The 13,191-nt window shown below is 70.9% G+C and carries 8 protein-coding genes; 5 read left to right on the plus strand and 3 right to left on the minus strand.

Annotated features, from left to right (window positions below):
* Positions 1–176: 176 nt before the first annotated feature.
* From J7E91_RS22325 to J7E91_RS22345, 5 genes are all read left to right on the plus strand, one after another.
* A complete protein-coding gene (locus J7E91_RS22325; RefSeq protein WP_214907593.1) occupies positions 177–1,859 on the plus strand; it encodes a thiamine pyrophosphate-binding protein in 1,683 nt (560 codons plus the stop codon).
* A gap of 91 nt (positions 1,860–1,950) precedes the next feature.
* Positions 1,951–2,868, plus strand: coding sequence for a serine hydrolase (locus J7E91_RS22330; protein ID WP_214907596.1), 918 nt, complete (start codon positions 1,951–1,953; stop codon positions 2,866–2,868).
* 156 nt (positions 2,869–3,024) lie between these two features.
* On the plus strand, positions 3,025–6,756 hold the full coding sequence (locus J7E91_RS22335) for an ABC transporter ATP-binding protein (RefSeq protein ID WP_214907597.1): 3,732 nt from the start codon (positions 3,025–3,027) through the stop codon (positions 6,754–6,756).
* A 182-nt stretch (positions 6,757–6,938) separates the two neighbouring features.
* Entirely contained in the window at positions 6,939–7,301 is a 363-nt protein-coding gene (locus J7E91_RS22340) for a hypothetical protein (RefSeq protein WP_308376900.1), read from the plus strand.
* A 65-nt stretch (positions 7,302–7,366) separates the two neighbouring features.
* Positions 7,367–8,818: a S28 family serine protease gene (locus J7E91_RS22345; RefSeq protein WP_214907601.1), complete on the plus strand. Its 1,452-nt coding sequence runs from the start codon at positions 7,367–7,369 to the stop codon at positions 8,816–8,818.
* 48 nt (positions 8,819–8,866) lie between these two features.
* Here the strand turns inward: J7E91_RS22345 and J7E91_RS22350 are convergent, their stop codons facing one another.
* The 3 genes from J7E91_RS22350 to J7E91_RS22360 form a co-directional block, all read right to left on the minus strand.
* Positions 8,867–9,493, minus strand: a complete 627-nt coding sequence (locus J7E91_RS22350) for a hypothetical protein (RefSeq protein ID WP_214907604.1) — start codon at positions 9,491–9,493, stop codon at positions 8,867–8,869.
* 135 nt (positions 9,494–9,628) lie between these two features.
* A complete protein-coding gene (locus J7E91_RS22355) occupies positions 9,629–11,470 on the minus strand; it encodes a glycoside hydrolase family 3 protein (protein ID WP_214907606.1) in 1,842 nt (613 codons plus the stop codon).
* 937 nt (positions 11,471–12,407) lie between these two features.
* Complete coding sequence (locus J7E91_RS22360) at positions 12,408–13,190, minus strand: sugar phosphate isomerase/epimerase (RefSeq protein WP_214907717.1); 783 nt, start codon at positions 13,188–13,190, stop codon at positions 12,408–12,410.
* Position 13,191 lies beyond the last annotated feature (1 nt).

Genomic DNA, 13,191 nt, shown 5'->3' on the forward strand with positions numbered 1-13,191 from the left:
GCGCACGCGCCGGCACTCAGCGCAGACCGGCCCCCAGCGCCGCCCACGGCCCGGCCGCACCGGCCCGTGTGGCCGCACCGGGTCGCCACCGGCCACACTGGCCCCGCGCGGCCCCACCGGCCCCGTCGGCCCGGTGGTCGCCCCTCCCGGGCGCAAGATCGAAAGGACGACGCCACGTGACCCACGACCACGACCTGGTGCTGCGGCCCACGGCCGCGCAGACGACGGCCGCGCTGAACCCGCCCCCCGGCCGCAACGGCGGCGACCTCGTCGTCGAGACCCTGACCGGCCTCGGCGCGACCACGGTCTTCGGGCTGCCGGGCCAGCACGCGCTCGGCATGTTCGACGCGCTGCGGCGCTCCTCCCTCTCGTACGTCGGCCTGCGCGTCGAGAACAACGCGGGCTTCGCCGCCGACGCGTACGGCCGGATCACCGGGGAGGCGGCCCCGCTGCTCCTCTCCACCGGCCCGGGGGCCCTCACCTCCCTCGCCGCACTCCAGGAGGCGGCGGCGGCGTCGGCGCCCGTCCTCGCGATCAGCAGCCAGATCCCGTCGGCCGGCATCGGCGGCGGCCGCCACGGCTACCTGCACGAACTCCGCGACCAGAAGGCGTCGTTCCGCGACATCGTGAAGTCGGTCTACACGGTCCGTACGGCGTCGCAGATCCCGTCGGCGATCGCCGAGGCGTGGGAGTCGGCCCTGACGGCCCCGCACGGCCCCGTCTGGATCGAGATCCCCCAGGACGTACTCCTCGCGGAGACGACCCTCCCCGTCGTCGCGGCGATGGACGCGACCCCCCGCGAACTGCCCCCACGCCCCGAACTGACAGCTGTGGCAGCCCACTTGCTGTCGAATGCCGCCCGTCCGGCGATCATCGCGGGCGGCGGTGTCGTACGGTCCGACGCCTCCGGCAAGCTGCTCGCGCTCGCGGAGAAGCTGAACGCGCCGGTCGTCACGACGTTCGGCGGCAAGGGCGCGTTCCCGTGGACGCATCCGCTCTCCCTCCAGTCCTGGCTGGAGGACCGCCACACGACGGACTTCCTGGAAGATGCCGACGTACTCCTCGTCGTCGGCTCGGGCCTGGGCGAACTGTCCTCGAACTACCACACGTTCAGCCCGCGCGGCCGGATCATCCAGATCGATGCCGACCTCGGCAAGCTGGAGTCCAACCACCCGGCACTCGGCATCCACGCGGACGCCCGCCTGGCGCTCTCGGCGCTGATCGAGACGGCGGAGGACCGCGAGGACGAGCGGGCACGCGAGCGCGTGCGCGAGGTCCTGGCGAAGGTACGCGAACGCATCGCCTCCCAGGACCTGCCCCTGGAGCAGCAGCTGCTCGCATCGATCCGCGAGGCCCTGCCCGCCACCTCCCCCAGCTTCTGGGACATGACGATCCTCGCCTACTGGGCCTGGTCGGCGTTCGACCCCCGCCACCCCAACACCATGCACTCGGCGCAGGGCGCGGGCGGACTCGGCTACGGCTTCCCGGCGGCGCTCGGCGCGGCGGTGGCGGACCGTACCCGTCCCGTACTCGCGGTCTCCGGCGACGGCGGCGCGATGTACTCGATCGCGGAACTCGCCACCGCGCGCCAGCACAACCTCCCGGTGACCTGGCTGATCGTGGACGACGGCGGTTACGGCATCCTCCGCGAGTACATGACCGACGCCTTCGACGAGGCCACCGGCACGGAACTCGCCCGCCCGGACTTCGTCGCCCTGGCCGAGTCCTTCGGCGTACCGGCCCACCGGACGACCCCGGAGACCCTGACCGAGGACCTGTCCAAGTCCCTGTCGACCCCCGGCCCTTCGGTGCTCGTACTCCCGGCCCTGCTCCGGATGTTCGCCCCGACGCACCTGTGAGCCTGAGAGGGCCACCGTGCGACCCGTACAACCTTTCCGTCCCTCGTGGGTCATTTGAAGCAGACGCACAAGGGGACGGGGACACCACACCATGACGCACAACCGAATAGCCCGCGCCGCGATCGCCGCCGCCGTCGCCGGGGGCGTGCTCGCGCCGCTCGTCGCCGCGGCGCCCGCCGCTGCCGCCACCGCGCCGACGGTGGCCTGCACCTCGCAGAAGGCGGGGCTCGCGGCCAAGCTGGTCAACGACATCACCGCGGCGCTCAAGGGACGGAAGTCCACGACCGCGATATCGCTGTACGACCGCACCACCAACACCACCTGCACCCTGCGCGCCACGCAGAAGTACGACTCCGCGAGCGTCGTCAAGGTGACCGTCCTCGCCGCGCTGCTGTGGGACGCCAAGAAGACCAACCGCTACCTGACGGCGCGTGAGACGAAGCTCGCCACCGACATGATCACCAAGTCGGACAACAACGCCACCAGCACCCTGTGGCGCCAGCTCGGCATGACGAAGATCAAGGGATTCCTGGCGGCCGCCAGGATGACCGACACCGTCCCGGGCACCGGCGGCTACTGGGGCCTGACCCAGATCACCGCGCGCGACGAGCAGAAGCTGCTCGCGCTGCTCACCGCGAAGAACACCGTCCTGAGCGACAATTCGCGCGCGTACACCCTCGGTCTCATGGGCAAGGTCATCGCCTCCCAGCGCTGGGGCACGCCCGCCGGCGCCCCGTCCTCCGCCAAGATCCAGGTCAAGAACGGCTGGTTGCCCCGCTCCACGCACGGCTGGCGGGTGCACTCCATCGGCGCGTTCACGGGCCGCGGCCACGACTACGCGATCACCGTGCTCACGCACGACAACCCCACCATGAACGACGGCGTGAACACCATCCAGGCCGTGTCCCGGGCCATCCACAAGGCCCTCAACCCGACGGCCTCCGCATCCACCCTGTACGCCCCCACGCAGACCCCGCGCGAGGCGATCCCGGCGGTGCCGGAGTCCTGACCGGGCGGCGGGGCACCTCCGCCCCAGGAGTCCATCGAAGGGGTCTGTGGTCCCAGGAGTACTGGGACCACAGACCCGTATTCGCCCCGGAGGGATGAAATCCGCACCTCACCGCGTTGGTGACTTCCGGCAGACCAGGACGACCGGGAGGCAGCAGTGGCGGCGGCAGATCAAGGGTGGGCACGGCGGCTGGCGGGTTATGCCTGGAGGTACCGGCGCAATGTCGTGCTCGCACTCGGATCGTCGCTGGGCGGCATGGCCGTCATGGCGCTCGTCCCACTGATCACCAAGGTCGTCATCGACGACGTCATCGGGACCAAGACCCGGTCCCTCGCCGTATGGACCGGGCTGCTCATCGCCGCCGCCGTCGTCGTCTACGCCCTCACCTACGTCCGCCGCTACTACGGCGGACGCCTCGCACTCGACGTCCAGCACGACCTGCGCACCGAGATGTACGGGACCATCACCCGCCTCGACGGACGCCGCCAGGACGAGCTCTCCACCGGTCAGATCGTCGGCAGGGCCACCAGCGACCTCCAGCTCATCCAGGGCCTCCTCTTCATGCTCCCGATGACCATCGGGAACTTCCTGCTCTTCCTCATCTCCCTCGTGATCATGGCGTGGCTCTCGCCGCTGCTCACCCTCGTCGCCGTCGCCGTCGCCCCCGCCCTGTGGTTCATCGCGAAGCGCAGCCGCATCCGGCTCTTCCCGGCCACCTGGTACGCCCAGGGCCAGGCCGCCGCCGTCGCGGGCGTCGTCGACGGGGCGGTGTCCGGCGTACGCGTCGTGAAGGGCTTCGGCCAGGAGGACCAGGAGACCGGCAAGCTGCGCGAGGTCAGCCGGCGGCTCTTCGCCGGACGCATGCGGACCGTCCGGCTGAATTCGCGCTACACCCCCGCCCTCCAGGCCGTGCCCGCCCTCGGCCAGGTCGCCATGCTGGCGCTCGGCGGCTGGCTCGCGACGCGCGGCCAGATCACCCTCGGTACGTTCGTCGCCTTCTCCGCCTACCTCGCCCAGCTCGTCGGGCCCGTGCGCATGCTCGCCATGGTGCTGACCGTCGGCCAGCAGGCGCGGGCCGGTGTGGAGCGCGTACTGGAGCTGATCGACACCGAGCCGTCCATCGAGGACGGGACCAAGGTGCTTCCCGCCGACGCCCCCGCGACCGTCGAGTTCGACGACGTGTCCTTCGGGTACGACGACGACCGGCCGGTTCTCGACGGCTTCTCCCTCGAAATCCGGGCCGGCGAGACCGTCGCCGTCGTCGGCTCCTCGGGAAGCGGCAAGTCCACCGTCTCGCTGCTCCTGCCCCGCTTCTACGACGTGTCCCGCGGCGCCGTCCTCGTCGGCGGGCACGACGTACGCGAGCTCACCCTCGACTCGCTGAGGGCCGCCATCGGGCTCGTACCGGAGGACAGCTTCCTGTTCTCGGACACCGTGCGCGCCAACATCGCCTACGGACTGCCGGACGCGACCGACGAGCAGGTCGTCGCCGCCGCCCGCGCCGCCCAGGCCGCCCGCTTCATCTCCGAGCTGCCGAACGGCTACGACACCACCGTCGGCGAACACGGCCTCACCCTCTCCGGCGGCCAGCGCCAGCGCATCGCCCTCGCCCGCGCCATCCTCACCGACCCCCGCCTGCTCCTCCTCGACGACGCCACCTCCGCCGTCGACGCCCGCGTCGAGCACGAGATCCACGAGGCGCTGAAGTCCGTCATGGCCGGGCGTACGACGCTGCTCATCGCCCACCGCCGCTCCACCCTCAACCTCGCCGACCGCATCGCCGTACTCGACGGCGGCCGGCTCGCCGACATCGGCACGCACGAGGAGCTCCAGGAACGCTCTCCCCTCTACCGGCGGCTGCTCACCGACCCCGACGAGCTCGGTGGCGTATCGCCCGGACACGTCCTCACCAAAGCACCGGAACCGGCCGACGACCGGACCGTGCAGGCCGAGCTGGACGCCGAGTTCGACGCCGAGCGCGGCATCACCCCCGACCTGTGGGTACGGGACGAGTCCTCCCCGGACACGGCGACCGACCACGCGCCCGGCATGCCCGCCACCCCCGAACTGCTCGCCCAGGTGGACGCGCTGCCGCCGGCCAACGACGTGCCCGACATCGACGAGACGCGCGCCGTCCAGCCCGAGGAGTCGTACGGACTGCGCCGCCTCCTGCGCGGCTTCGGTCTCCCTCTGCTGGTCAGCCTCGCGCTCGTCGCCGTCGACGCCGGCATGGGGCTGCTCCTGCCGGTCCTGATCCGGCACGGCATCGACGAGGGCGTCACCCAGCTCGCGCTCGGCGCGGTCTGGGCGGCGGCCGGGCTCGCGCTGCTGTCCGTCGTCGTGCAGTGGGTCGCGCAGACCGCCGAGATCCGGATGACCGGCCGGACCGGCGAGCGCGTGCTCTACTCACTCCGGCTCAAGATCTTCGCCCAGCTCCAGCGCCTCGGCCTCGACTACTACGAGCGCGAGCTGACCGGCCGCATCATGACCCGCATGACGACGGACGTCGACGCCCTGTCGACGTTCCTCCAGACCGGCCTCGTCACCGCCTTCGTCTCCGTCGTCACCTTCTTCGGCATCATGGTCGCGCTCCTCGTCATCGACGTGCAGCTCGCGCTGGTCGTCTTCGCGACCCTGCCGGTGCTGATCATCGGTACGTACTTCTTCCGCAAGTCGAGCGTCAAGGCGTACGAGCTGGCACGCGACCGCGTCAGTGTGGTCAACGCCGACCTCCAGGAGTCCGTGTCCGGACTGCGCATCGTCCAGGCGTTCCGGCGCGAGCGCACCGGCGCCGAGCGGTTCGCCGAGCGCAGCGACAGCTACCGGCAGGCGCGCGTGCGCGGCCAGTGGCTGATCTCCATCTACTTCCCGTTCGTCCAGCTGCTGTCGTCCGTCGCCGCCGCCGCGGTGCTGATCGTCGGCGCCGGGCGGGTGGACGCGGGCACACTCACCACCGGTGCGCTCGTCGCGTACCTCCTCTACATCGAGCTGTTCTTCGCCCCCGTACAGCAGCTCTCCCAGGTCTTCGACGGATACCAGCAGGCCACCGTCTCCCTGCGGCGCATCCAGGAACTGCTCAGGGAGCCCACCTCGACCGCCGCCGCCGACCGGCCCAAGGACGTCCTGTCGCTGCGCGGCGAGATCGCCTTCGAGGACGTGCGTTTCCAGTACGGCGGCAAGGGCGAGGAGGAGGAAGCGCTCAGCGGGATCGACCTGCGCATCCCGGCCGGCCAGACCGTCGCCTTCGTCGGTGAGACGGGGGCGGGCAAGTCCACCGTCGTCAAGCTCGTCGCCCGCTTCTACGACCCGACCTCGGGACGGGTCACGGCCGACGGCACCGACCTGCGCGACCTGGACATCACGGCGTACCGGCACCGCCTGGGCGTCGTACCGCAGGAGGCGTACCTCTTCGCGGGCACGGTCCGCGACGCGATCGCCTACGGGCGCCGCGACGCCACCGACGCCGAGGTGGAGGCGGCGGCCCGCGCGGTCGGCGCGCACGACATGATCGCGACGCTGGAGGGCGGCTACCTGCACGAGGTGGCCGAGCGCGGCCGGAACCTGTCCGCCGGTCAGCGCCAGCTCATCGCGCTCGCCCGCGCCGAACTCGTCGACCCGGACATCCTGCTCCTCGACGAGGCCACCGCCGCCCTGGACCTCGCCACGGAGGCCCAGGTCAACCAGGCGACGGATCGCCTCACCGGCCGCCGCACCACCCTGGTCGTCGCGCACCGCCTGACGACGGCGGCGCGCGCGGACCGGGTCGTCGTCATGGACCACGGCCGGGTCGTCGAGGACGGCACGCACGACGAACTGCTGGCCCTGGACGGGACGTACGCCCGCCTGTGGCGCACCTTCGTGGGCGAGGACGAGCCGGCGGCTGTCTGAGCACTGAGACTCGCCGCCCAGGCCTTCACGAGCTGTCCCGCACCTGCGCCCGGATGCTCCGCAACCACGCCGTACCCTCTGAGCGTCGTACGCACGTACGTACGCTCAAGTGGGGGAAGGGGATACGCGTGTTCGGTGGTGCGAGTGGGGCAAGTGCGGGCAAGGCGATGAGAAAACACCTGATGTACGGACTTGCCATCGTGATTGCGGCGGCGGGCCTGACCCTCGCGGGCCCCGGCACCGGCAGCGCGGAGGCCGCAACTGCCTGCTCGGGCCGCAAAGTGAAGACAGTCACCTTCACCACCGGCGAACTGCGCATCTACAAGAGCCGCCGCTACGCCTGCGCCATCACCGTCTCCAAGCGCCCCGGCGTACGGCAGATCATGTCGGTCACCATCCAGGCCCGCGGCAGCCGCGCCGCGAAGGACAGCGGCCGCTTCACCCACCGCGCCGGACCGGTGACGGTCTACGCCCTCAACCGGTGTGTGCGGGCGCACGGTTTGGTCGGGACGCGGAAAGCGTCCACTGGCTGGATTCTCTGCTGAGGCTGGTGGTACGGGAGTTGCCCCGCTAGGTTCGCCCCGTCGTCTGTGACTACAGGGGAGGGCGAATGCGCAAGGCGCGCAGCTTGCTGCTGTCGTTCGCGGTGCTCATAGGCACCGTAGGACTCGGCAGCGCACCGGCCGGGGCGGTCACCACCGCGGAGCCGGAAGCAGAGCAGCAGGAGCAGCAGCAGGACATCAAGGAGCGAATACTCGCGATACCGGGCATGAGCCTGGTCGAGGAGAAGCCGTACACCGGCTATCGCTATTTCGTACTGAACTACACCCAGCCGGTCGACCACCGGCAGCCGTCCAAGGGCACCTTCAAGCAGCGGATCACCTTGCTGCACAAGGACACGAACCGCCCGACGGTCTTCTTCACCAGCGGATACAACGTCTCGACGACACCGCGTCGCAGTGAGCCGACGCAGATCATCGACGGCAACCAGGTGTCGATGGAGTACCGCTTCTTCACTCCGTCCCGGCCGTCGCCCGCGGACTGGTCGAAGCTCGACATCAAGCAGGCCGCGAGCGACCAGCACCGCATCTTCACCGAGCTGAAGAAGATCTACCCCAAGAAGTGGATTTCGACGGGTGGCTCCAAGGGCGGCATGACCGCGACGTACTACGAGCGCTTCTACCCGCGCGACATGGACGGCGTCGTCGCGTACGTCGCCCCCAACGACGTGGTGAACAAGGAGGACGCGGCGTACGACCGCTTCTTCCGGGGCGTCGGCACCAAGGAGTGCCGCGACGCGCTGGGCGCCGTACAGCGCGAGGCACTTGAGCGGCGCGGCCCGCTGAGCGCCAAGGTGAAGGAGTGGGCGGACGCCAACAACGCCACCTTCGACACCATCGGCAGCCTGGACAAGGCGTACGAGTCCACGGTCCTCGACTTCGTGTGGGCCTTCTGGCAGTACAGCAAGGAGAGCGACTGCGCGGACGTGCCCGCGGCCGACTCCTCCGACCAGGTCATCTACGACTACGTCGACGCCATCTCCGGCTTCGCCGCCTACAGCGACGAGAGCCTGGCGACGTACACGCCGTACTACTACCAGGCGGGCACCCAGCTGGGCGCGCCGCAGGTCAAGTACCCGCACCTCGACGGCCTGATGAGGTACGGCCCGGACTTCTTCCAGCCGCGCGTCTACGTGCCGCGCGACATCCCGATGAAGTTCAGCCCGAGCGCGATGCGGGACGTGGACAGCTGGGTGCGGCACAACGCCACGCGGATGCTGTTCGTGAACGGGCAGAACGACCCGTGGAGCGCCGAACCGTTCCGCCTCGGCAAGGGCGCGCGCGACTCGTACGTCTACACCGCGCCCGGCGCCAACCACGGCGCCAACGTCGCGGGCCTCGTCCCGGAGGAGAAGGCGAAGGCGACGGCGGAGATCCTCGAATGGGCGGGTGTCGCTCCGGCCGCCGTCCAGAAGGACCCGGCGAAGGCCAAGCCGCTGGCGAAGTACGACGCGAAGCTGGACAAGCGTGACGTGGAGCAGAAGCAGACCCTGCGCCCGTAACGCCCAGCCGGCTGCGCCCGCCGACGGGGAACCGCGAACCGCGGAACCTCACACCCGGCGGGCGCAGCCCACCGCCTTGTCCCCGCCCAGCTGGACGTACAACTGCGTCGCGGGCGGGCACTGCGCCCGCCGCTGCACGGCGGCCACGACCTCGTACTCCGCCGCCATCTCGCCCGACCCGTCGCACGGCGTCTCCTTCACCTGCCCCTTGCGCGCGGTGTAGAGGCAGTCCCCGACGACCGTCCGCGGCCCGCCGCCCTTGCCCGGATCACCGGGATGCGGCTCCTCCAGATTGCGCATGCACGCGAACCCGCGCGGCACGGACCCGTCGCCGTCCTCGTCGAAGGCGGGCCTGCTTTCGGAGATGTGCAGGACGAAGTCCGTACGGGGCGGACACGCGGGCCCGTCGGCCTGGAGCCCCTCGTGCCGGGCCAGCACGCGGGCAGCGGCCTTCTCGCTCGCGCAGGACACCTCACGGAAGGCGCGCCCGCGCGAGCTGCATTCACCGATGCCGAGGAACGTGGCGCCGTAACCCGACGGGGTGACGCTGCCGGCGAGGTCGCTGCCACCGGCCGCACCTGATGACTTCTGGCAGCCGGTCAGCGTCGCCGCGACGCCCACCGCGACGAGCAGCAGCGCGCACGCCACCCCCCTGGACCGATCCGTGCGACGCATGCGAAACCCCCCGGTACGTCCACCCAGCGTGACCCGCCGGAGCGGGCGCACGCCAGACGCGCGGGGGGCTTTGCGCCACTTGGAGGTGGTGCGCCGGTGGTCCGGGCGTACGAGCGCGTACGCCTCATGCCTGAGCTAATACGTGAGCCCGTACCCGACCGGATACAGCACCTTCGCCGGATCGTCCGCACGCTGCACCGGAACGGGCAGTTTCCCTTCCGGCGCCTTCTGGCCGGCGAGGACGCGGACGGCCGCGCGCAGTTCGACATCGGTCCAGGAATACGCCGCCACGCTCGCGGCGAATCCGGTCCCCTTGAGCTGGGCGATGTCGTACGGATTGCGGATAGCGAGGGTGACGACGGGCACCCCCGTCGCGGCCAGCTCGCGGACGAGCGTGCGCTGCGGACTGCTCGCCGTGACGTTGTACGTCCCGACGACCACCACGTCCTTGCCCTTGGCCGCCGCCACCGCTTCCTTGATCTTCGCCTGGGTCGGGGTGATCCCGGTCGACAGGGCGGTGGCGGTGAAGCCGAGCTCCCTCAGGGCTCCGGCGACGGCGGTGGTGGGCGGCCCGGTGGTCCCGGTGGGGGACGCGGGGTCGGCCCCGACCACGAGCACGTTCCGGTGCGTACGACGACTGAGCGGCAGCAGACCGCCGTCGTTGGTGAGCAGGGTGGTCGTCGCCTCGGCGATCCTGTCGGCCGCGGTGAGGTGCGCGCGTACGCCGACGGTCCGGTCGACGCCCTGGTGGGAGACGTAGGGGTCGCGGAACAGCCCGAGCTTGGCCTTGAGCAGCAGGATGCGCAGGATCGATTCCTCGATCCGCTCCATGCTCAGTTCGCCGTCGCGGACCGCCTTGAGGACGGCGTTCCAGGCGACGGGCAGGTTCGGCGGGTTCAGGAGCTGGTCGCACCCGGCGAGGAGAGCGAGGACGGGCACGCGGTCGTCGCCGTACTTCTGGCGTACGCCGGCCATGGCGAGGGAGTCGGTGACGACGACTCCGTCGTAGCCGAGGCGCTCGCGCAGAACGCCGGTCAGGATCGGCTCGGAGAGTGTCGCCGGGGCCTCGTTCTTGTCGAGCGCCGGTACGACGATGTGCGCGGTCATGATCGAGTCGATGCCGGCGGCGATGGCGGCGCGGAACGGCGGGGCGTCCAGCTCCTCCCACTCCTCGGCGGTATGACGGATCGTCGGGAGGGAGTAGTGGCTGTCGTCCTTGGTGTCGCCGTGCCCGGGGAAGTGCTTGGAAGTGGCGGCGATTCCGGCGCTCTGGTAGCCCTTGACCTGCGCGGCGACCATCCCGGCGACGGCCTGTGGATCGGCCCCGAAGGACCGTACGCCGATGACGGGGTTGGCGGGGTTGACGTTGACGTCCGCGACGGGCGCGTAGTTCTGCACGATGCCCATGGCCGCGAGCTCGGCCCCGGCGATCTGCGCCGCCTTCCGCGCGTCGGAGCGCGACCCGCCGGCCCCGAGCGCCATCGCACCCGGCATGAGGGTCGCGGGCCTGCCGACGCGGGCGACGATGCCGTGCTCCTGGTCGGTGGAGATGAGGAGGGGGACGGGGGTGTCCTGCGCGAGGCCGGCGCGCTGGATTCCGTTGGAGAGATCGGCGATCTGGTGCGGGTCGCGGGTGTTGTGCGCCCAGGCGAAGTAGATGATGCCGCCGACGTGGTACTTCGCGACGAGTTCGGCGGCGGTCCTGACCCCCATCTCCTTCAGGTTGAGGTCGATGTCGACCTGGTCGGGCTCGGTCGCGGAGTGCCCGTAGGCCCGCATCACGAAGAGCTGGCCGACTTTCTCCTCCAGGCTCATCCGGGAGATGAGGTGCTTGAGACGGTCCCGGGTGGAGGCCGTGACGGACGCGTCGGACGCTTCGGACATGCCCAGGGCAGGCGTCGTGCTGATGGCGGTCGCGGCCACTGCGGCGGCGGTCGCGGTGAGCAGGGTGCGTCTGGAGGTGCGGTGGTCGTGCACGTGAGCTCCTTACGGCCGTACTCGACAAGGGAGTTGAAGGAAACTTCCAAGGAGTCACGGATATCCGGAAACTAACTGCCAGGTCAAGGGTGCGGCAGCACAAAGGAGCCCGTGTCGGAAAGGGGGCGAGGTGGCCGGAAAGTGCGACGGGCCGGGGGAGGGCGCCGCCACTGGCGCATTCGAGGGGGCGCACCAGTGGCGGCTGTGCTGCCGGCCGCAGGCGGTTGGAGAGGGGAGTCAGCGATCGCAGCCAGCAGCGAGTGCCGACACCGCTCTGCGGAGACTCACCAGCAGTACGCCGGTTTGACGGAACCGGCTGCCGGCAGGTTCCCCCGGATGCGCGGGTCTCCCGGAAATGGTGCGGATGCGTGGGGAGCGGGTCAGGTGGGGTGACGGGGAGCAGGGCTTCGCGGTGGTCTGGGGGCGTTGGTTGCGTCTGGGGTGGGGGTCGCCTTTGCCAAGGTTGGCGTCGGAGGCCCGCCCCTCAAGGGCGCTCCTGCGTCGCGTCGCCTGCGGCGATTGCGCTTCGCTTAACCCTTGACCGCCGGACCTCCGCCGCAATGCTTCTGGGGGGGCGGCCCCCGGGGGGAGCCCACGGCGACGGCCCGGCAAGTGGTTGCTCGTGCGCTGCCGGGCGACGGGTCCGGTGAGTGGGGCGCGTGAGGTCTAGGGGGTGGTGCGGCCCCTGGCTCAGCGGGTGCGGGAACGGCCGTTGGTGGGACCATCTCCTCATCCCAGCGGCTGGTCGTCCGCGCCTCCCATGCGGCGGACGCGGGAGGAAACGCTCCCGTGAGGGCTGAAAGCGATACGGCTGTGACGGGTGGGGTTCGTGGGGCGTTGGGGCGCGTCAAGTGCGGAGTTCGTTGCGTTTCCGCGGACGGCTCGCAGTTGCCAAGGGAACGCCCCGCCCACGCCCGGCCAGTGCCCCTGCCCCCTCTCAGCCTCGCAGTTGCTCTACGTACTCCCGGCCCGCCGCCAGCATGCCCGGCAGGTCCGGGGCCTGCGGGTACCAGCGCTTCTCGTACTCCCAGCACACCCACGCGTCGTCGTCGAGCAGCCCCACGCACTCGTCCAGCGGCAGCACTCCCGCCCCCAGCGCCACCGGCGTCGTGTCGTCGGCCGACGCGATGTCCTTGACCTGGGTGTATCCCAGGTGCGGGGCCAGTACGGCGTGTGCTGCCGCCGGGGCCTCGCCGCCCAGCCAGGTGTGCATCACGTCCCACAGCGCGCCCACGTTCTTGTGCCCCACCGGCCCCAGGACGCGCGCGGCCGCCGCGCCCGTGCGATGGGAGTCATGCGTCTCCAGCAGAATGCGTACGCCAAGGTCGGCCGCCGTCTCCGCCGCCAGGCCCAAGCGGCGGGCCGCCGTCGCGTCCGCCTCCTCCTGGCTCTGCTCGTCACCGCCGCCGGGAAAGACCCGTACGTACGGTGCTCCCAGGTCCCGCGCCAGCGCCAGCAGGCCGCGAAGCTCCTCGTGTACGGGCTCGTCCTCGCCCGGGGCCGCCACCCGCGCGTACCCCGCCACTGCCAGGATCCGCACGCCCGCGCCGTCGAACCGCTCGACCACGTCCGCCCGTTCCTCCACACCGATGCCCGGATGCACCGGCTCCTCGGGGTGCGCGCGCAGTTCCACGCCGTCGTAACCCGTCGCGTTCGCGAGCCGTACGACATCGCTCATCGGCATGCCCGGCACCCCGAGGGTGGAAAAGGCGTACTTCACA

Source organism: Streptomyces sp. ISL-99, from assembly GCF_018614005.1.
GTDB lineage: Bacteria > Actinomycetota > Actinomycetes > Streptomycetales > Streptomycetaceae > Streptomyces > Streptomyces flavidovirens.